The sequence below is a fragment of the Streptomyces herbicida genome (assembly GCF_032656585.1).
GTDB classification, from domain to species: domain Bacteria; phylum Actinomycetota; class Actinomycetes; order Streptomycetales; family Streptomycetaceae; genus Streptomyces; species Streptomyces herbicida.
Window position 1 is genome coordinate 397,094 of sequence record NZ_JAUYWJ010000002.1, and the last position, 20,223, is coordinate 417,316.

17 protein-coding genes are annotated in these 20,223 nt (G+C 70.9%); 8 read left to right on the forward strand and 9 right to left on the reverse strand.

Going from position 1 to position 20,223, the window contains the following annotated elements; genetic code table 11:
* Positions 1–26 precede the first annotated feature (26 nt).
* From Q8A52_RS05565 to Q8A52_RS05580, 4 genes are all read right to left on the reverse strand, one after another.
* On the reverse strand, positions 27–1,151 hold the full coding sequence (locus Q8A52_RS05565) for an LLM class flavin-dependent oxidoreductase (protein ID WP_332845890.1): 1,125 nt from the start codon (positions 1,149–1,151) through the stop codon (positions 27–29).
* 109 nt (positions 1,152–1,260) lie between these two features.
* A complete protein-coding gene (locus tag Q8A52_RS05570; protein WP_316749439.1) occupies positions 1,261–2,031 on the reverse strand; it encodes an SDR family NAD(P)-dependent oxidoreductase in 771 nt (256 codons plus the stop codon).
* A gap of 9 nt (positions 2,032–2,040) precedes the next feature.
* Positions 2,041–2,970 carry an LLM class F420-dependent oxidoreductase gene (locus Q8A52_RS05575; protein ID WP_316749441.1) on the reverse strand — a complete coding sequence of 310 codons (930 nt, stop codon included), beginning with the start codon at positions 2,968–2,970 and terminating at the stop codon, positions 2,041–2,043.
* Entirely contained in the window at positions 2,967–4,199 is a 1,233-nt protein-coding gene (locus tag Q8A52_RS05580; protein ID WP_316749443.1) for an amidohydrolase family protein, read from the reverse strand. The genes Q8A52_RS05575 and Q8A52_RS05580 overlap by 4 nt, the downstream gene beginning before the upstream one ends.
* A 208-nt stretch (positions 4,200–4,407) precedes the next feature.
* On the opposite strand from Q8A52_RS05580, the gene Q8A52_RS05585 reads away from it, so the two are divergent.
* The gene (locus Q8A52_RS05585; protein WP_316749445.1) at positions 4,408–7,356 is read left to right on the forward strand and encodes an AfsR/SARP family transcriptional regulator; all 2,949 of its coding nucleotides are present in this window, start codon (positions 4,408–4,410) and stop codon (positions 7,354–7,356) included.
* 200 nt (positions 7,357–7,556) lie between these two features.
* Positions 7,557–7,748, forward strand: a complete 192-nt coding sequence (locus tag Q8A52_RS05590) for a hypothetical protein (RefSeq protein ID WP_316749447.1) — start codon at positions 7,557–7,559, stop codon at positions 7,746–7,748.
* Positions 7,749–7,851: 103 nt separating this feature from the next.
* Here the strand turns inward: Q8A52_RS05590 and Q8A52_RS05595 are convergent, their stop codons facing one another.
* The gene (locus Q8A52_RS05595; RefSeq protein ID WP_316749449.1) at positions 7,852–8,463 is read right to left on the reverse strand and encodes an ATP-binding protein; all 612 of its coding nucleotides are present in this window, start codon (positions 8,461–8,463) and stop codon (positions 7,852–7,854) included.
* 119 nt (positions 8,464–8,582) lie between these two features.
* Here Q8A52_RS05595 and Q8A52_RS05600 point away from each other — a divergent pair, with 119 nt between their 5' ends.
* The 3 genes from Q8A52_RS05600 to Q8A52_RS05610 all read left to right on the forward strand — a co-directional run bounded on the left by Q8A52_RS05600 (position 8,583) and on the right by Q8A52_RS05610 (position 10,630).
* Positions 8,583–9,434 carry a helix-turn-helix domain-containing protein gene (locus Q8A52_RS05600; protein WP_316749450.1) on the forward strand — a complete coding sequence of 284 codons (852 nt, stop codon included), beginning with the start codon at positions 8,583–8,585 and terminating at the stop codon, positions 9,432–9,434.
* The gene (locus Q8A52_RS05605) at positions 9,415–9,621 is read left to right on the forward strand and encodes a DUF397 domain-containing protein (RefSeq protein WP_316749453.1); all 207 of its coding nucleotides are present in this window, start codon (positions 9,415–9,417) and stop codon (positions 9,619–9,621) included. The genes Q8A52_RS05600 and Q8A52_RS05605 overlap by 20 nt, the downstream gene beginning before the upstream one ends.
* Before the next feature lie 88 nt (positions 9,622–9,709).
* The gene (locus Q8A52_RS05610; RefSeq protein WP_316749455.1) at positions 9,710–10,630 is read left to right on the forward strand and encodes a hypothetical protein; all 921 of its coding nucleotides are present in this window, start codon (positions 9,710–9,712) and stop codon (positions 10,628–10,630) included.
* Positions 10,631–12,158: 1,528 nt separating this feature from the next.
* On the opposite strand, the gene Q8A52_RS05615 is transcribed toward Q8A52_RS05610, so the two are convergent.
* Positions 12,159–13,760 (reverse strand): FadD3 family acyl-CoA ligase, encoded by a 1,602-nt coding sequence (locus Q8A52_RS05615; protein WP_316749457.1) that lies wholly within the window; start codon positions 13,758–13,760, stop codon positions 12,159–12,161.
* A gap of 96 nt (positions 13,761–13,856) precedes the next feature.
* On the opposite strand from Q8A52_RS05615, the gene Q8A52_RS05620 reads away from it, so the two are divergent.
* Genes Q8A52_RS05620 through Q8A52_RS05630 form a run of 3 tightly spaced genes read left to right on the forward strand, consistent with a single transcriptional unit; the run spans position 13,857 to position 16,225 of the window.
* On the forward strand, positions 13,857–15,023 hold the full coding sequence (locus Q8A52_RS05620; RefSeq protein WP_316749459.1) for a lipid-transfer protein: 1,167 nt from the start codon (positions 13,857–13,859) through the stop codon (positions 15,021–15,023).
* 6 nt (positions 15,024–15,029) lie between these two features.
* The gene (locus tag Q8A52_RS05625) at positions 15,030–15,449 is read left to right on the forward strand and encodes a Zn-ribbon domain-containing OB-fold protein (protein ID WP_316749461.1); all 420 of its coding nucleotides are present in this window, start codon (positions 15,030–15,032) and stop codon (positions 15,447–15,449) included.
* Positions 15,446–16,225, forward strand: a complete 780-nt coding sequence (locus Q8A52_RS05630) for an enoyl-CoA hydratase/isomerase family protein (RefSeq protein ID WP_316749462.1) — start codon at positions 15,446–15,448, stop codon at positions 16,223–16,225. Before Q8A52_RS05625 ends, Q8A52_RS05630 begins: the two co-directional genes overlap by 4 nt.
* A gap of 24 nt (positions 16,226–16,249) precedes the next feature.
* Here Q8A52_RS05630 and Q8A52_RS05635 read toward each other — a convergent pair whose 3' ends face one another.
* From Q8A52_RS05635 to Q8A52_RS05645, 3 genes are all read right to left on the reverse strand, one after another.
* Positions 16,250–16,801 (reverse strand): hypothetical protein, encoded by a 552-nt coding sequence (locus Q8A52_RS05635; RefSeq protein WP_316749463.1) that lies wholly within the window; start codon positions 16,799–16,801, stop codon positions 16,250–16,252.
* A 60-nt stretch (positions 16,802–16,861) separates the two neighbouring features.
* A complete protein-coding gene (locus tag Q8A52_RS05640; protein ID WP_316749465.1) occupies positions 16,862–19,240 on the reverse strand; it encodes an outer membrane protein assembly factor BamB family protein in 2,379 nt (792 codons plus the stop codon).
* A 168-nt stretch (positions 19,241–19,408) separates the two neighbouring features.
* Complete coding sequence (locus Q8A52_RS05645) at positions 19,409–20,140, reverse strand: VOC family protein (RefSeq protein ID WP_316749467.1); 732 nt, start codon at positions 20,138–20,140, stop codon at positions 19,409–19,411.
* Between the last annotated feature and the right edge of the window lie 83 nt (positions 20,141–20,223).

Genomic DNA, 20,223 nt, shown 5'->3' on the forward strand with positions numbered 1-20,223 from the left:
CACGCACCCGCAACCCGAAACGGCGTTTACGCCCCCGCCCCCGCCCGGAACCGCGTGGTCCGATGCACAGGATCCGTATCGATCTTCGGAATCACGTGCTCGCCGATCAGCCGGATCGTCTGCAACGTCTCCTCCTTCGGCACCCCCACCGGCAGCCCGAAGCTCAACTGGTCCGCACCGGCCTGCTCCCACCGCTTGCACTGGCGCAGCACCTCGTCCGGGTCGCCGCAGATCAGCAGCTCCTCCTCGACCAGAAGCTCCACGAACTCCGGCGTGTACTCGGGAAGGGTCTCCGGCCACACCGGGAAGCCCTCCGGACGGGGGAACGTGTCGTGGTACCGGAACACCAGCGAGGGCAGATAGTGCAGCCCCCCGGACGCCGCGATGCGGATCGCCTCGTCGTGCGTCGGCGCACAGATCGCCGTGGTCGTCACCATCACGTTGTCGTTCACGAAGTCCCCGACGGGCTCCGCGTTCACGACGGCGGTCTTGTACTGCTCCAGAACCCACTCCATGTCGGAGACCTTCTGGATGCTGAAGCCGAGCACGCCGAGCCCCTTCCGCGCCGCCATGGCGTACGACGGCGGCGACCCGGCCGCGTACCACATCGCCGGATGCGACTTGCCGTACGGCTTGGGCAGGACCTTCCTGGGCGGCAGCTGCCAGTGCTTGCCATGGAAGCCGACGTACTCGTCCTGGAGCCACATCCTGGGGAACTCGGCGATGGTCTCTTCCCAGATCTCCTTGGTGTAGTTCATGTCGGTCACGCCCGGCAGGAAGCCGAGGATCTCGTGGCTGCCCGCTCCCCGCCCGCTGCCGAACTCGAAGCGGTTGCCGGAGAGGTGGTCGAGCATGGCGACCTTCTCGGCCACCTTCACCGGATGGTTGACCTGGGCGAGCGGGTTGAAGATCCCCGAGCCGAGGTGGATGCGCTCCGTGGCGTGGGCCAGGTAGCCGAGGAAGACGTCGTTGGCGGAGAGGTGCGAGTACTCGTCCAGGAAGTGGTGCTCGGACGCCCAGGCGTACTTGAAGCCGGACTTGTCCGCCTGGATGACGTACTCGGTCTCCTCCATCAGTGCCTTGTGCTCGGCCAGCGGGTCGGTCTCGGCGCGCTTGCCCACGTATCCCTGTACAAAGAGCCCGAATTCCAAGGCGGTTCACCGTCCCTGTTGTTCTTCGTCTGTTTCTGACACATCGTCAGATTCAACTAGCGCCTGACTGTGGCACCACGGGAATGCACCGTCAATAGCTGACGATTAGTCAGATCACGCTCACGCCCGCCAGCCATCCGCCGTCGATCACGAACGGCTGGCCGGTGATGTACGAGGAGTCGTCCGAGGTGAGGAAGAGGGCCAGCCGGGCCACCTCCTCCGGCCTGCCGATCCGGCCGAGCGGCACGAGCTTGCGGTACAGCTCGTCCAGGGCCCGGGTCATCTCCTCGGGATCCGCGTCCGGGTCGAGCCGGGCCGGGTTGGACATCGCGGTGTCGATGGCGCCCGGGCAGATGGCGTTGACCCGGATCCGGCGGCCGGCCAACTCCAGGGCGGCGACCCGGGTGAGCCCCAGGACGGCGTGCTTGGTCGCCGCGTACGTCCCCACGGCCGCCATCCCGGTGAGCGCGGTGTACGAGGCGGTGTTGACGATCGTGCCCCCGTCGGTCATCTCGGGCGCCACGGTCTTCATACCGAGGAAGCAGCCGACCTGATTGACCTGTATGACCTGCATGAACTCCTCGAGGGGCGTGTCCACGAGGGAGTTGAAGCGCAGGATGCCGGCGTTGTTGACGAGCCCGTCGACACGGCCGTAGGCCTTCTTGGCGGCCGTGAGCGCGCCTTGCCAGTCGGCCTCCTCGGCCACGTCGAGGTGGACGTACGGCGCGCCGAGTTCCTTGGCGAGCTCCTCGCCCCGGTCGTCCAGCACATCGCTCAGGACGACCCTCGCGCCCTCTGAGGCGAAGAGCCGCGCCTCCTGCTCGCCCTGCCCGCGCGCCGCTCCGGTGACGATCACGACGCGTCCGTCCAGTTTGCCCATGTCCACTCCTCAGCCTGGGTCGAGCCCGGGGGCGACCTCGGCCCCGAAGGCGGTCATCTGGTCGGTGAGCTCCGCGCGGCTGCGGCAGCGGAAGCGCACCTGGAGCTGGTGCACGCCCATGGCCCGGTACGCACGCAGCGATTCGGCGAGGGCGTCGGGGGTGCCGGTGAGGGTGCGGCGGCCGACGTCCCAGGTGGGCGTGCCGACGTACAGGGGCTCGGCGATGGCTCCGATCGTCAGGGGCGCCTCGATGCCCGCCTCCGCCCTCAGCCGCTTGAGCTCGGCAATCTGGGCGGGCAGCCGGTCCCGGGGGTCCCCCTGCGGCAGCCAGCCGTCGCCCTTGAGCGCGGCCCGGCGTACGGCGGCGGGCGAGGAACCGCCGACCCACAGGGGGATGTGGGTCTGGGCGGGCCGGGGAAGCTGCCCGAGCCCTTCGAAGTCGTACCGCTTCCCGTGGTGCTCGGGGAACTCCTCCGGCCCCAGCGCGGCCCTGAGCGCGTCGATCGTCTCGTCGAGCACGGCCCCGCGCTGCCGGAAGTCCACCCCGAGCGCCGTGAACTCCTCCACCACGTGCCCGGCACCGACCCCGAGGATCAGGCGGCCGCTCGCAAGGTGGTCGAGGGTGGCGTACTGCTTGGCGGTGAGGAGCGGATGCCGCAGGCCCACGATGGCGACATGGCTGAGCAGCCGCACCCGCTCGGTGACGGCGGCGAGGTGGGCGAGGGTGGCAACGGGGTCGTACCAGACCGTGCTCATGGCCGCGGCCAGCCGCCGCGGGATGGCGACGTGGTCGCAGCACGCGAGGTAGTCGAACCCGGCCCGGTCTGCGGTCCGGGCGATCTCCACCAGGTCGGCCGGGCCCGCGCCGGCCTCCCAGCCCTCGGCGTAGATCGTGCTCTGGGACTGGACGGGGAGCTGGATGCCGTAGGCGAGGCTCACGCGGACCCCTTCCAGAGTCCGCCACGCGTGAGTCCCAGCAGCTCGACGGCGTTTCCGCGGACGATCCGCTCGACGACGTCCGCCGGGAGATGGCCCATCTGAGCCTCGCCGACCTCCCTGGACTTCGGCCAGGTGGAGTCGGAGTGGGGGTAGTCGGTCTCGTACAGCACATTGCCGACGCCGATGGAGTCGAGGTTGCGCAGCCCGAAGGCGTCGTCGAAGAAACAGCCGTAGACGTGCCCGGCGAAGAGCTCGGAGGGCGGCCGGGTGACCTTGTCGGCGACCCCGCCCCAGCCCCGGTTCTCCTCCCACACCACGTCGGCGCGCTCCAGGATGTACGGGATCCAGCCGATCTGCCCCTCCGCGTACATGACCTTGAGGTTCGGGAAGCGCTCGAACTTCCCGCTCATCAGCCAGTCGACCATCGAGAAGCAGCAGTTGGCGAAGGTGATGGTGGAGCCGACGGCGGGCGGGGCGTCCGCGGAGGTGGAGGGCATACGGCTGCTGGAGCCGATGTGCATGGCGACGACCGTGCCGGTCTCGTCGCAGGCGGCGAGGAAGGGGTCCCAGTCGTCGGTGTGGACGGAGGGGAGCCCGAGGTGCGGGGGTATCTCGGAGAAGGCGACGGCACGGACGCCACGGGCGGCGTTGCGGCGGACCTCGGCTGCGGCGAGGTGGGCGTCCCACAGGGGTATGAGGCCGAGCGGTATGAGCCGACCGTGCGCCTGCGGCCCGCACCACTCCTCCACCATCCAGTCGTTGTAGGCACGGACGCACAGCAGAGCGAGCTCGCGGTCCTTGGCCTCGGTGAAGGTCTGGCCGCAGAAGCGGGGGAAGGTCGGGAAGCAGAGGGCGGACTGGACGTGGTTGACGTCCATGTCGGCGAGCCGCTGCGGGACGTCGTACGAGCCGGGCCGCATCTGCTGGTAGGTGATGACCTCCAGCTTGATCTCGTCCCTGCTGTAGCCGACGGCGGTGTCGAGGCGGGTGAGGGGCCGGTGCAGGTCCTCGTAGACCCACCAGTCGCCGATGGGACCGTCGTCACCCTGCTTTCCCATCACGGGCTTGAACCGCCCGCCGAGGAAGGACATGTCCTTGAGCGGGGCGCGGACGATACGCGGCCCGGTGTCCCGGTATTTGGCCGGCAGCCGGTCCTGCCAGACGTGCGCGGGCTCAACGGTGTGGTCGTCGACGGAGATGATCTCCGGAAGTTCTGTCCGGGTGTCCATGGCGCTCACGGTAGCGCCGATCTGACGGTCCGTCAGCTATCGTGCGGGCGTCCGCGATGGTGAGGTCTGTGCGGAACTGTGCGTAGAGCTTGTGACGGGGTTGTGGACTCCCGTGAGCCGGGCTGTGATCGGCGTCTCGCACGGCTGACGCATCCACCATGAACAAGGCAAACTGACGGAGTGGTTCGGGATGTCTAGGGGGACGGACATGGACGGTGTACCGCGGGTACCGGAGCAGCGGCGCCCCGGCTCCTCAAAGGAGTCGGCCGTGCTGCGCTTCAGCGTGCTCGGTCCGGTGCGCGCCTGGCGCGGCAAGGAGCCGCTCAACACCGGCTCCCCCCAGCAGCGGGCGCTGCTCGCCGCCCTGTTGCTGCGTGAGGGCAGGACGGCGACCGCGGCCGAGCTGATCGACGCCCTGTGGGGCGCCGAGCCGCCCTCGCAGGCGCTGGCGGCGGTCCGGACGTACGCCTCGCGGCTGCGGAAGGTGCTTGACCCCGGGGTCCTGGTGAGCGAGTCCGGCGGCTACGCGATCCGCGGCCTGGGCGAGGGCGCGCTGGACCTGGCGGCGGCTCAGGACCTGGCGGCGGAGGCGGAGAAGGCGCGCAGCGCCGGAGATCTGTGCCATGCCCGGGAGGTACTGAACCAGACACTGGGACTGTGGGACGGGGAACCGCTGGCCGGCGTACCCGGCCCGTACGCGGACGCGCAGCGAGTGCGGCTGGAGGAGTGGAGGCTCCAACTCCTCGAATCCCGCCTGGACATGGACCTGGAGCAGGGCTGCCACGCGGAGGCGGTCTCGGAGCTGACGGCGCTGACGGCGGCGCACCCCCTGCGGGAGCGCCTGCGCGAGCTGCTGATGCTGGCGCTGTACCGCAGCGGCCGCCAGGCGGAGGCACTGGCGGTCTACGCGGACACACGGCGGCTGCTGGCGGAGGAGCTGGGCGTCGACCCGCGCCCCGGACTGAAGGAACTCCAGCAGCGGATCCTGCAGGCGGACCCGGCGCTCGCGGAACCCTCCGCTCCGGTGGCCGAGCCCGCGGCGGTCCCGGTGCGGCCCGCCCAGCTCCCCGCGACCGTCCCCGACTTCACGGGCCGCTCCTCCTTCGTCTCCGAGCTGAGCGACGTGCTGGCCTCGGCCGAGGGCCGGGTGATGGCCGTATCGGCGCTGGCGGGGATCGGGGGCGTGGGCAAGACGACGCTGGCGGTGCACGTGGCGCACCAGGCGCGAGCGGCGTTCCCGGACGGACAGCTGTACGTGGACCTGCAGGGCGCGGGCCCGCGGGCGGCGGAGCCGGAGACGGTCCTGGGCTCCTTCCTGCGGGCCCTGGGTACACCGGACGCCTCCATTCCGGACTCGCTGGAGGAGCGGGCGGCGCTGTACCGCTCGGTGCTGGACGGCCGCCGGGTCCTGGTCCTGCTGGACAACGCGAAGGACGCGGCGCAGATACGGCCGCTGCTGCCGGGCACCGAGGGCTGCGCGGCGCTGGTGACCTCCCGAGTCCGGATGGTGGACCTGGCCGGCGCCCACCTGGTGGACTTGGACGTGATGTCCCCGGACGAGGCGCTGTCCCTGTTCACGAAGATCGTGGGCGAAGAGAGGGTGGCATCGGAGCGCGAGGCCGCGCTGGACGTGGTGGCGGCGTGCGGCTTCCTGCCGCTGGCGATCCGCATCGCGGCGTCGAGGCTTGCGGCCCGGCGGACGTGGACCGTGTCGGTACTGGCGGCCAAGCTCGCGGACGAGCGTCGGCGACTGGACGAACTCCAGGCCGGCGACCTGGCGGTCAAGGCGACGTTCGAACTCGGCTACGGCCAACTGGAGCCGGCCCAGGCCCGCGCCTTCCGCCTGCTGGGACTGGCCGACGGGCCGGACATGTCCCTGGCGGCAGCGGCGGCGGTCCTGGACCTGCCGATGGACGAGACCGAGGACTTGTTGGAGGCCTTGGTCGACACCTCGCTGCTGGAATCGGCGGCGCCCGGCCGGTACCGGTTCCATGATCTGGTCCGGCTCTACGCGCGTGCTTGTGCGGAAAGGGACGAGCAGCCGCCGAGTGAGCGGGAAGCGGCCATGTCGCGGTTGCTGGACTTCTATTTGGCTACGGCGGCGGGGGTCTATGCGATCGAGCGGCCCGGGGATCGCATGGTCGTCCACTTGGCGCCGACCTCCTACCGAGGCCTTTCGTTCACAGGGCGGGCGGAAGCCCTCGACTGGCTCTTCGCGGAGGCTCAGTGCCTACTGGCCTGTGCCAGGCAGCAGACGACCGGCAGCGGGCTCGGTCGAGCCGTTGATCTGCTGTGGGCCGCGAAAGACCTGGCGGAGTCGGGAGCGAACGCGAAGCAATACGAAACGGCAGCCGTGGCCCTGCGGGATGCCGCGCAGGAAGACACCGATGTCCGAGCAGAAAGCCGTGCCCGGACAGCACTCTCCAATGTTCACCTGGCCGCCGGACGCTACTTCGAGGCGGACGAGGAGGCGCGCTGCGCCGTCGCACTGGCTGCCGCAGCGGGAGATGCCGCCCCCATCAGCTGGGCCTCCACCGACCGGGGGATCATCGCTCTCAGTCAGGGCCGCTACGAAGAGGCCGAGGAGTTCCTCACCACGGCCAGGGACGGATATCGAGCGGACGGGAACCGGCCTGGTGAGGCCAACTCACTGTGCAATCTGTCGCGGCTCTACGAGCGCATGAACCGCACTTCCGACGCGGTCACTTTGGCGCAGCAGGGCGTCAACATCTTTCAGCAGCTCGGCCTTACACTGCGTCTCGCAAATGGCCGCTACGCCCTCGGTGTCGCACTCATCCAGGCCGGACGCCTCGCCGACGGCCTCGTGCAACTGACCGATGCACTGGTGATGTTCGGCAACAACCGGCAACGCCTGTGGGAGGGGACGGCGCACTTCCGCATCGCACAGCTTCACCTGGCCGCTCGGCGCCCGGCTCAGGCGGCCCAACACGCCGAGCAGGCTCTGGCGATCGGGTTCATCGGCGGTGATTTAATCCGGGGCAGCGTGCTGAACACTCTGGGCAAGAGCCTTCACGCACTGGGGCAGTTGGACCGGGCACGGGCCTGTTGGCACGAGGCCCTGCTCCTGCTGGAACAGTCGGGAGCACCCGAGGCTTCCGAAGTGCGCCTCCTGCTGGCGCCGCTGGACGCACCGTGAGCTCGTCGTCGGCGTTCATCGAACGTTTATGACCGCCTGCCAGAGTCGACTCAACGGTTCATCGTGTCGGGGGACATGAGGGCCGCACCGAGCCCACGGGGGGTGGGTCCGGCTCATGTCCTCTGTCCGGCGATACTCGGGGGAATCGCCGGACAGAGGCATCTCACCACTTGAACATCACTCCCAGGGGGAGCCTGAACATGAGCAGCACCGAGAAGAAGACGACGGACGTCACCACGATGGAGAACCACGCGCCCATGCCGCCGGCTCTCGACAAGCCGGCCACCACGGCAAAGGACACCCAGACGTCCACTCCGTCGACCGACGAGGAGATCACCACTCTCGAGAACCATGCGCCCGTCCCGCCGGCCCTGGACCTGGGCGGCAAGTAAGCCTCGTGCCCGACGGGATCGGCCGCGGCGGCGCGGAGGGGAGCCGCCGCGGCCGAGGTGCGTCCAGGGGCAGGACCCAGCCGATCCATCATCGGCCCGCCACTCACTCGGCTTCCGCCAGCTCGCACCACACGGTCTTGCCCACCGCCCCCTGTTCCACTCCCCACCGCACCGTCACCGCATCCAGTAGGGTCAGGCCGCGTCCCGTCTCATCGTCGGGCGTGGCCGGCAGGGAGACGGGAAGCGCTCGCTCGGCCGGGTCCGAGACCTCGACGCGAATGCGGTCACCATCCGTGCGGGCCACCCGTACGCGGATGAGGGTGCCCTCCCCCACGTGCCGGATGACATTGCTGACGAGCTCGGTGACGCAGAGCTGGACGTCGGCACAGGGGGCACCGAGATACCGGCGTACCGTACGGCGCAGGCACGACACCGCCTTGGGTACGGCGAGGAGATCCAGGTCCAGAGCCGACGGACTCGGCACCCGGCCGCCACCTCGCGACAACGCCGCAGTGAGCTTGCGCGCGGTCGCGATGTTGCAGCTGCCGAGCGCGACGAGGCCCGCGGATGCCTGAGACGCCGCCGCGAAGCTCGGCAGGTCCACTCGGAGCGAGGGCAGCGTGATGCCGTGCACGGCGAGGGCGCCGCGCAGTCCCTCCACACAGAGGGTCGTGTCGTAGACGCCGGAGTCGGAGGGGAACTGCTGTGGCGGCACGGTCGCTTACACCTTTCAGTGCGTTCTGTGACGGATCAGTCACACCATGACGTCGAGCCGCGTAGCGTTGAAGTCCCTTCGGCTGCGCAAACGCATCTGGCAAACGGCGGTGATGAGTTGTGCCCCCACGCAAGGACCCCGACGCGTCCGCGAACGTCCCCTCCTTCTACGGCGCCGAGTTGCGCTACCAACGGGAGCTGGCCGGCCTCACGCTCGAACAGCTGGCGGAGGGAAGCTTCCGAGGCGTCCCGTTCCTGAGCCAGATCGAGCGGGGTGAGCGGCGCATGCCCCTGGATCTGGCGCGGCACGTCGACAAGGTGCTGGGGACGGACGGCTTTTTCGAGCGGCGCTGTGAAGATGCGCGCAGGGCACGGCAGTCGGGACATGCGGAGTACTTCGCGGATGCGGCGGAGATGGAGCAGCATGCGGAGACGATCGAGGAGTGGGCTCCGATGCTTGTACCGGGGCTGTTGCAGACTCAGGCGTACGCCGAGGCCGTCGTTCACACCTCGCTGCCCTGGCTGCCACCCGACACCGTCGACAAGCAGGTCCGGGCTCGCTTGAAGCGTGCGGAGATCTGGAAACGCGAAGAACGGCCGTCGTTCTGGGCGGTCCTGCATGAGTCCCTCGTCCGCAAGCCTCTCCTGCCGTCGACAGAGATGGCGGTACAACTGGAGCACATCGCTCACGTGATCCGCTCTACGCAGGGCGTCCTGCAGATCCTCCCGGAAATGGCAAACGCCTACCCGTTCATGATGGGCATGATGAAGGTGATGACCTTCCCGGATGCCCCGCCCGTGGCCTACACCGAGGGCCTCCACAATGGCCAACTCATCGACTATCCAGCGCTCGTGAAGGACTACCGCAGGTCGTACGATCTGCTCAGGGCCGCGGCACTCCCGCCAGAGGCGTCCCTGGCCATGGTCGAACGAGCGGCAGAGGACTACCGAGATGGCAAGCACCGGGATTGACCTGAGCCACGTCGTGTGGCGCAAGAGCAGCTACAGCAACGGCAGCGGCGGGGATTGCGTCGAAGTCTCGGACACTCACCCCGGCGTGGTGATCCCCGTCCGCGACTCGAAGAAGGCCCAGGACGGACCCGTGCTGCTCTTCCGCCCACCCGCCTGGACCACGTTCGTCGCCGCCCTGAAGGGCTGACGCCGCCGGGTTATCCACAGGGCACCCGGCAGATCACGGATTCTGCGATCTTGGCCGGGTGGAGCGAAGGGACTTAAGGACGTTGGCGGTGAGGGGCATCCTCCTCACCGCACGGGCTGTCGAGGCCGGCTGGCCTCGGCGGAGCCTCACGCGGGCGCTGCGGGGCGAGGGCTGGACCCTGCTCCGGCTCGGCGCCTGGGTCGAACCGGGACGGGACCCGGACCTCTTCACCCGGCTCCGGGCAACGCAACTCCTGGAACCCCGGCTGGTGGTGAGCCACCGTTCGGCGGCTGCCCTGTGGAGGATCGAGACCCTGACCGGGGGCAAGACGGCGCCCCTGGAGTTCATCGACCCGGGGCTCACCCTCCGTCGCCGGGATGGAGGCGTACGCGCGCACCGTACCCCCCTCGCGGAGACGGAGGTGGTGGAACGCCAGGGCCTGCGGGTCACCCTTCCCGGCCGTACCCTGATCGACCTGCTCCGGGACGGGCCCAGGGACGACGCGATCGTCGCCGTGGACTCCGCCCTCGCCTACCGCACGGTCGGACGCGTCCGCCGCGCCCCGCTCACGAGGCTCGACTCGATCGCCGACGCGCTCGAAGTCCCTTCACGCGGTACGGTCAGGGCCCTCAAGTGGCTGGCGCTGTGCGATCCTCGCGCGGGCTCACCGGCCGAGACCGTCGCCCGCCTGCGGATGTACGACGCCGGGCTCCGCCCCGAAAGCCAAGCCGAGGTACACACCCCGGACGGCCGCCGCCGCTTCGTGGACTTCCTCTTCCGGGCGGCAGGCCTTGCCGTGGAGATCGAGGGGTACGCCTATCACGGCAGCCGGGACGCCCACCGACGGGACATCGCCCGCTACAACCAACTCCACCAGTGCCCGGAGATCAGGAGGCTCCTCCGCTACAGCGCCGAGGAGGTCTTCCACCGGCCGGCGCATATGGTCGGGGAGATCCGGAGGGTGCTGGCCGCGCTGGAACAACGGGACGCCATCGCCGGCCGGGGTTGAGTCGGTCCCGTGGGGCTTCCGAGGGAAGGAAGGCTTCCCAGTTTCGCGTCGATTTCAAGTGACCGTGGGGGCCGCCCGCTTCTTGTCATTGTCGTGCTTCCACGGCCCGCCTCAAGGGCGCTCCGCGTCGCCTTCGGCGATGGCCCTACGGGCCACCCTTGACCCGGCCCGCTCCAGCACGGGTTAGAAGCGAGCGAGCGGCCCGGAAAGGCGGTGGCCGCCTGACGGGGTTTGCGGGGACGCCGACTGCGGTCTGGGCCGGGGTTGCCGGGTACGCGGTCGCACCTCGCCTGCACGCCGGGAGGGCTTAGCGGCGAACGGCCGGTGGGCGGGGCGCAGCAGCTGGAAGGCGGCACGCCGGGAGGGCTTAGCGGCGAACGGCCGGTGGGCGGGGCGCAGCAGCTGGAAGGCGGCACGCCGGGAGGGCTTAGCGGCGAACGGCCGGTGGTGGCTCGCCCGGGCGCCGGGGGGTGAGTGGCGGCACGCCGGGAGGGCTTAGCGGCGAACGGCCGGCGGGCGGGGCGCAGCAGCTGGAAGGCGGCACGCCGGGAGGGCTTAGCGGCGAACGGCCAGTGGGTGGGGCGCGGCGGCGCCTCGCCTGCACGCCGGGTGAGCTTGGCGGCTTGCGGCCGGTGGGTGGGGCGCGGCGGCGCCTCGCCTGCACGCCGGGTGAGCTTGGCGGCTTGCGGCCGGTGGGTGGAGCAGTGGCGGCTCGGGGTGTGAAGGGGCGAGCCGGCGGTGAGTTCGGGAGGGTGGGATGGACCTCTTGGGAGATCTGGGCGGCTCCTCACCAGGCCTATCTAGGCTTTCCTCCCTCACCACTGACCCACGTCCTCCAACTGGTTCACTGAGCGTGAGCAGTGGGGCTGATGTGACCAGTGGGATGTCCTCAAGCACCGTCACCGCCGAGTACCCGTCCCGTCACCAGTCGCAAGCCGCTAAGCCCACCCGGCATGCCACCACCCAGCCCCCGCGTCCCCACCGCCCACCGGCCGCAAGCCGCCAAGCCCACCCGGCGTGCCGCCACCCGGCCGAGGCGCGCCCCACCGCCCACCGGCCGCAAGCCGCTAAGCCCACCCGGCGTGCCGCCACCCAGCCCCCGCGCCCCGGCCACCCATCACCGGCCGCAAGCCGCCAAGCCCACCCGGCGTGCCGCCACTCAGCCCCCGCGCCCCGGCCACCCATCACCGGCCGTTCGCCGCTAAGCCAGCCCGGCGTGCCGGCGAGGCGCGACCGCGCACCCGTCAACCCCGGGCCGGGACGCAGCCGACGGTTGCCCGCGGACCCCGCTCGGCCACCCGTCTTTCCGGGCCGCTCGCTCGCTTCTCACCCGTGCTGGAACGCCCCTAGTCAAGGGTGCCCCGAAGGGGCATCGGCGAAGCCGACGCGACCGGAGGGAGCGCCCTTTACTCGGGGCGTGGAAGCACGACACTGGCAAAGAAGCGGGCGGCCCAACGGCCACTCGTCAGGGCAACGGCAACGGCACCGGCACCGGCACCGGTCAGACACCTCGCCCCCACCCACCCCCTCACCGCCCCCGCAACTCCCCCTTGACCACCTTCCCCCCGGCATTCCGAGGCAGCTCGCCCACGAACTCCACCGTCCTCGGGACCTTGTAGTTGGCCATCTCCCGGCGGGCCCAGGCGATCAGGTCGTCCCCGGTGAGCACGGCCCCCGCCCTCCGCACCACGAACGCCTTGCCGACCTCTCCCAGGCGGGGGTCCGGGATGCCGATCACCGCCACGTCCGCCACATCCGGGTGCAGGCCCAGGAGTTGTTCTATCTCCGCCGGGTACGCGTTGAAGCCGCCGACTATGAACATGTCCTTGATGCGATCGGTGATCCTCAGATTGCCCGCCTCGTCCAGGACGCCCACGTCGCCCGTGCGCAGCCAGCCGTCCACCATCATCGTCTGCGTCGTCGCCGTCTCGTCCTCGTAGTAGCCGCGCATGACGTTGAAGCCGCGGACCAGAACCTCGCCGGGGGTGCCGGGAGGCACCGACCTGCCCTCTCCGGCCACGACCTTCACCTCCGTTCCCGATATCGCCCGGCCGGACGTCGACGCGATCACCGTCGGGTCGTCTCCGCGGCGGCACATCGTGACGATGCCGCTCGCCTCGGACAGGCCGTACGCCGTCAGGACCGTGTCCACGCCCAGTTCGCCGCGCAGGCGTTCCACCAGGCGCAGCGGGACCACCGCCGCGCCCGTCACCACCAGGCGCAGGGCCGACAGGTCGTGGGCGTCCCGGGCCGGATGGTCCAGGAGGGACTGGTGCAGAGTGGGTGGGCCCGGCAGTACGGAGACCCGCTCCGCCGCTATGTTCGCCAGCGCCGTGTCCACGTTGAACACCGGCTGCGGGATCATCGTCGCGCCCCGCATGAGGCACGCGATCACGCCTGCCTTGTAGCCGAAGGTGTGGAAGAAGGGGTTCACGATCAGATAGCGGTCACCCCGGATCAGACCCGCCAGGTCCGCCCACACCTCGTACGCCCGCAGTGTCTGCGCGTGCGTGATCATCGCGCCCTTCGGGCGGCCGGTCGTGCCCGACGTGAAGATGATGTCCGAGAGCGACGAGCCGTCCAGCCGACCGGCCCGGGTCCGGACTTCCGTCGCGCCGATGCCCTCCCCCGCCGCCAGGAAGTCCTTCCACGTCCGGAAGTCGGACGGTGCGTCGTCCGAGAGGACCACCACCTGTTCCAGGGACGGCAGCCCCGGCAGGGGGCCGGGACCTTCATCCCCCTCCCCCGCCGCCCGCCTCAGCGAGGCCACGTAAGACGTCCCCAGGAACGTTCCCGTCACGAACAGGAGCCGGGTGCCGCTGCGCCGCAGTACGTCCGCCGCCTCCGTGCCCTTGAAGCGGGTGTTGAGGGGGACCAGGACCGCCCCCGCCGACACCGCGCCGAGTGCCGAGACGATCCAGTCGAGGGAGTTGGGGGCCCAGACGGCCACCCGGTCGCCCACCTCCAGCCCGCTCGCGAGGCAGGCCGCCGCCGCGCGTTCCACCCGCGCGCCCAACTCCGCGTAAGAGATCCTCGTACGGCCGTCCACCACCGCCTCGGCGTCCGCGTACCGCTCCGCCGCCGACCGCACCAGGCCAGGGATGCTGCCCCATTCCACGTCACCGCGCACAACCGGCCTCCCCACCGCATAGCTGACTGACCGTCAGATTAGCTGTAGCCTGACGGCCTGTCAGCAGACGGTGACCGCCCCGGAGGTGTGCGCAGCATGGCTGGAGGATCAGGAGCGTCGGGGATCAAGGACGCCACGGCCATCGTCGGGATCGGGCAGACGGCCTTCGCCAAGCGCCTCCCCGAGGACGAGAGGACCCTCGCCTGCCGTGCGGTCCTCGCCGCCCTCGACGACGCCGGGATCGACCCCGGAGAGGTCGACGCCCTCGCCTCCTTCACCATGGAGGAGACGGACGAGGTCGAGCTCGCCAAGGCCCTCGGGCTCGGCGACCTGACCTTCTTCAGCAAGGTCGGGTACGGGGGCGGGGGCTCCTGCGCCACCGTCGCGCATCTGGCGGCGGCCATCGCGAGCGGGCAGGCCACCGTCGGCGTCGCCTGGCGGTCGCGCAAGCGCGGGAGCGGGCCGCGGCCGTGGACCAACACCGCCGTGCAGCTGCCCACGCCCGCCCAGTGGACCCGGCCCTTCGGGCTGCTCAGACCGGCCGACGAGATCGCCATGCTCGCCCGTCGCTATATGCACGAGTACGGCGCGACCAGGGATCATCTCTTCAATGTCGCCCTCGCCTGCCGCAACCGCGCCAACCAGAACCCTGCCGCGATCATGTACGAGCGCCCCCTGACCCGCGAGATGTACATGACCGCCCGCTGGATCAGCGAGCCGCTCTGCCTCTACGACAACTGCCTGGAGACGGACGGGGCGCTGGCGTGCGTGGTCGTATCCGCCGAGCGGGCGCGGGACTGCCGGCGGGCGCCCGTGTACGTCCACTCCGCCGCCCAGGGGCTGCCCGCCCAGCACCACGGCATGGTCAATTACTGGAACGACGACCCCCTCACCGGTCCCGCCTGGACCGCCGCCCGCCACCTGTGGAAGCACGCCGACCTCACCCCGGAGGACGTGGACGTCGCCCAGATATACGACGCGTTCACCCCGCTCATACCGCTGTCGCTGGAGGGCTACGGCTTCTGTGGTCGAGGGGAGGGCGGGGCGTTCACCGAAGGGGGCGCCCTGGAGATCGGCGGGCGGCTGCCCGTCAACACGGGAGGAGGCGGGCTCTCCGAGGCGTACGTCCACGGCTTCAACCTCATCAACGAAGGCGTGAAGCAACTGCGCGGGACCAGCACCGCACAGGTCCCGGGCGCCTCCACCTGCCTGGTCACGGCAGGCGAGGGAGTTCCCACGTCCGCTCTCCTGCTGAGGAGTTGACCTGCCATGCTGTCTCCCGTCACCGATGCCGACGGCGCCCCCTTCTGGGAGTACGCCGCCCAAGGTGAGCTGCGCGTCCAGGCGTGCGCCGACTGCGGTGAGCCCCGCTTCCCGCCCCGGCCCTGCTGCCCGCACTGCCGTTCCTTCGCCTGCGAGTGGCGGCCGACGGCCGGGCGGGGGCGCATCTGGTCGTACGTCCGTCCCCATCCGCCGCTGCTGCCCGACTACGCGGAGTCGGCGCCGTACAACGTCGTCCTCGTCGAGCTCGACGAGCTGCCCCGGATACGGATCGTCGGGAATCTCGTCAGTGCGGCGGGCGCATCGCTCAACTCCGTTCCGGAGAGCCATATCCGGATCGGGGCGCGGGTGCAGGTCGTCTTCGAGCCCGGCAGCGGTGTTCCCCAGTGGGTCCTGGAGCGGCCATGAGCAGCACCCTCCGGGTCACCACCGACAAGGACACCGGAGTCGCCGTCGTCACCCTCGACCGGCCCCGGAAGCTCAATGCCATCGACCTCGCCATGGCCGCCGAACTCGGCGACACATGGCGGGCGTTGCGGTTCGACGACTCGGTGCGGGCCGTCGTGCTCACCGGGGCCGGGGAGCGGGCCTTCAGTACCGGTCTCGACCGGGATGCCGTCGTGCCGCAGCCCTCGTCGCCGTACATGCAGGACGATCCGCTGATCGCCGTCGGGCCGAAGGCGAACGACCTGTGGAAGCCCGTCGTCGCCGCCGTGTGCGGGATGGCCTGCGGGGGTGCCTTCTATCTGCTGGGGGAGTCGGACTTCCTCGTCGCCGACACCACCGCCACCTTCTTCGATCCGCACACGACGTACGGCATGGTCAGCGCGTACGAGTCCGTGCTGATGGCACAGCGCATGCCGTACGGGGAGGTCGCGCGGATGGTCCTGATGGGCAACGCCGAGCGGATCGGGGCCCGGCGGGCCCATGAGATCGGGCTCGTCTCCGAACTCGCCGAGCCGGGCGAAGCGTTGGCTGCGGCGGTGCGGTGTGCGACCGTCATCGCGGGGTATCCGGCCGAGGCCGTGCAGGGGACGGTGCGGGCGCTGTGGGCGGCCAAGGAGGCGGCACGGGACCGGGGGTACGCGCAGGCGCCGCATCTGATCGCGCTGGGGAACCTGCCGGGTGAGCGGCAGGCGGATCTGTTCGCCGCCCGGCGGCCCGGCGGATTCCGGACACGGTGACGCGCGGGCCTGTCAGTTGACGGCTCAGCTGACGGCCGGTGCGGCCGGTTCCAGGTCGCAGTGGTCGACGCGGGCGGCACGGTCGGCGCTGCCGCGGACGTCGGCCTTCACGGTCACCTTGCCGTTCGCGGGCACGTCGACCTCCTCCACCCGGGAGATGATCTCGGCGTCCCGGGCGTCCCTGAAGGTGAGGGTGACGGCGAAACTGCCCTCGTCGCCGTTGGGGTTGGTGACCTCGACGGTCGCGTACGGCCTCTTCGGCGTCGCGCAGCTCAGCAGCTTCGCCGTCGCGTCTTCCAGGGCCGGCGCACTGGTGCTGCTGCCGCCGCTGCTGCCGTAGTCGTCGTACGAGTCGTCGTACGGATCCGGGTCCCGGTAAGAGCCGGAGCCGCCGCCCGAGCTGTCGTGGTCGTCGTCCTTGTACGTCCCGCCGCCGGACGTGGACGACGACGTGTCGTCGTGGTCCTGGCTGGAGCTGCTGCAGCCGCCTCCGCCGCTCCCGGAATGGTGGTACCCGTGTCCGTGCCCGCGTCCCGACGTGAAACCGGTCAGCGAGAGAACCACCAACGCCGACACCGCTGTGAACCTGAGTGTGCGCCCCCGTGATCGCATGCCGTCACCCTACCCACCGGGGGACTACGTGGTCCGCGCGGTGCCCGTCCCCTTCTCCGCGTCCAGGGCGTAGACACAGCGGTCCTTGCTGCACGCGTACACGACCCCGTCCTTCACGACGGGCGATCCGGTGATCTCACCGCCGGTCGCCAGCTTCCACCGCAGGCGGCCGTCGTCGGCCTTGAGCGTGTAGAGCAGGTGGTCGTTCGAACCGAAGTGGATACGGCCCTCGGCGACCGCGGGGGCGCCCACGATGTCGCCGCCCGACTGGAAGCGCCACTTGGGCGTGCCGGTGACCGCGTCCAGCGTGTACAGGCCCTTGCCGCTGCCGACGTGGACATGGCCCGCGGCCACCAGGACCGGCTCGATGGAGGCGCGGGACTCGGTGGCGATGCGCCAGCGGTCGCGGCCGTCGGTGGCGTCGAGGGCGTACACCGTGCCGAGGTAGTCGGCGAGGTAGATGCCGCCGCCGGTGACCGCGGGGCCGGGGACGAAGGTGGGCGGGCAGAGGAAGACCGCGGGGGCCTCGAAGTGCCAGCGCACCATGCCGCTCGCCACCTCGATGGCCAGCACTCTGGAACCGGCCGAGACATAGAGGTAGCCGTCGGGCGCCCGGGTGAGCCGGACCGGGACCCCGCCGCAGGACGCGGCGTCGCCGATCGGGTACGACCAGCGCTCCTCGCCCGTGCGGGCCTCCAGGGCGCGCAGCCGGGCGTCCTGCCAGACGTAGACCGTGCCGTCGTGGACGGCGGGTCCGGCCTCGGGGGACTCGAAGTCGGTCTGGCAGCCGGTGATCTCCCAGAGCTTCTGCCCGTTGGAGGCCTCCCAGGCCTGTACGCCGCCGCCGCGGGTGCCGGTGACGACCGTGCCCCGGTCGGCGTGCAGGGAGTACACCCAGGCCTCCGTGGACAGCCGCCACAGATCGGCGCCCTCGCGGGCCTCCAGGGCGAACAGGGTGGGGCCGTCGGAGGCGTGGATACGGCCGTCCGCGACCGCCATCGACCAGGCCACGTCGCGGGTCTTGAAGCGGCGGCGGCCGGTGGCGACGTCCAGGGCGTGCACCTCGAAGGAGGTGACGTAGACGAGGTCGCCGTCGACGGACGGGGTACCCCAGACGTCGTTGGACATCCGGAAGCGCCACGGGCGCCAGCCGGACGCCGTCTCCGGAGGTGCGGCCGGGGGCGCCGGTACGGCGGGGTCGGCACCGTTGACGCCGGGGTGGGGACGCGACCAGTTGGCGACCAGGCCGGCCTCCGGCGGGGGTGCTTTGACGGCGGCGGCGCGGGCGTCGGCGACGCGCGGGCCGGGGCCGATGGGCACCTGGGCGCCGGCCAGCCGGACGGGACCGGCGTCGGGGCCGCCGGCGGGCGCGCCGACCGGGACGGGCGGGGCCGGGATCATGGGGTCGTGCGGCGGCGGGGGCGGCACCCCGGGCCCGCCGGGCAGGGCGGGTGCCGCGGCCCGGCCGCCGCTGCGCGGCCCGGCGGGCGCCGGCTTGGCCGCCGGGCGGCCGCCGCGGCGGGACTCGATCAGGGCGACCGCCTTCTCGGGCAGCCACGCCGACGCCGTACCGCTGTCGTCGGAGCCGGAGCCGAAGAGGTGGGGGGCGAGCTGGGCCTGGAGGTCGGCGGGGTTGGGCCGGCCGGTGGCCTCCATCTGCATGCAGGACTCGATCAGCGGGCGCAGCTCGTCCGGGAGGCCCTCCAGGTCGGGGCCCTCGCGCAGCAGCATGAAGACGGTCTCGACGGGGTTGGCGCCGTGGAAGGGCGGGTGTCCGGTGGCGGCGAAGACCAGCATCGAGCCGAGCGAGAAGACATCGCTCGCGCCGGTGACGCTGCGGGAGTCCTTCGCCTGCTCGGGAGACATATAGGCGGGCGTGCCGACGGCCACGTTCGTCATCGTCAAACGGGTGTTCGAGACGCCGGACGCGATACCGAAGTCGATGACGCGGGGACCGTCCTCGACGACGAGCACGTTGGAGGGCTTGAGGTCCCGGTGGACCAGCCCCGCGCCGTGGATGGACTGCAGGGCCTCCGCCACGCCCGCCGCCAGCCAGCGCACCGCCTGGGCCGGGAGCGGCCCGCAGTCGTTCACTATTTCTTCGAGGGAGGGCGCGGGAACGTACGCGGTGGCCAGCCACGGCACGGCGGCGCGCGGGTCGGCGTCCACGACCGCGGCCGTGTAGAAGCCGGAGACCGCGCGGGCCGCCTCCACCTCACGTGTGAAGCGGACGCGGAACAGCTGGTCCTCGGCGAGCTCGGTCCGGACCGTCTTGATCGCCACGCGACGGCCGGACGCCGAGCGCGCGAGATAGACGAGCCCCATACCGCCGGCACCCAGCCGTCCCAGCACCTCGAACGGCCCGATCCGCCGCGGGTCGTGCTGCGTCAGCTGATCCACCACTTGCCTGCCACCTCCCCGTACGGGCCACGTCACCCACATATGTACGCGACCCCGTGCAGCGTCTCACCACCGCACCGCCGCGGCGGCACGCACCCCGATTCTTCCTGGCCCGGGCACAGGTTGCGAACCCGGTGATAATTCAGGGTGTCTCGTGATAAGTGAGACATTTCAGCGCCGCAACAGTGCGAACGACGCCCCCTGATTGTCGGTGACGACGGCCACTGTGCCGTACGACGTCTCGAATGGCGGAGCCTGCACCCGCCCACCGAGCCGCCGCACCGCCTCCACCGAGTCCTCCGTGTCCTCCACCCGGAAGTGGACCAGGAAGTGGGGCGGCATCTCGGCGGGGAAGACGTCGGAGACGGGGGCCCGGCCGAAGTCGGGCTCGGTGTCCGAGCCGAACAGGGCCTCGTGGAAGAGGTCGCCGTAGAAGTCGTTGGCCGCCTCGGTGTCACGCGTGTAGAGCTGGACCCAGCCGAAGGTGCCCGGGGTGTGCCGCTCCCCGAAGCCGTTGTGGCTGCCCGGCTGCCACAGCCCGAAGACGGCGCCCTCGGGGTCCGTGGCGAGGGCGGCCGTGCCCAGGTCGTCGACCGGCGTCGGCGCCGTGACCACCTGGCCGCCGGCCGCGAGGATCCGCCGGCACAGCGCCTGCACGTTCGGCGCGGCGAAGTACACCGTCCAGACGGTGGGCATACGGCCGTCCGCCTTGTGCGCGAGCGCGGCGACGGGCGAGCCGTCCTTGCGGGCCCATACGGCGGAGTCGTACTCCGTGGCGCCCTCCTCGAAGGTCCACCCGAAGAGCTCACCGTAGAACCGCTTTCCCGCCTCCACGTCGGGAAGCTGCGCGTCCACCCAGCACGGGACGCCCTCTCCGTACACCGATGCCCTGTTTTCGGCCATGCCGCCAAAGTAACTGTGCCGCGCACACCCCGCAGACCAGGCACACCTCCCTCCGCACCCCCATGCACCCCATTTGCAGTCGG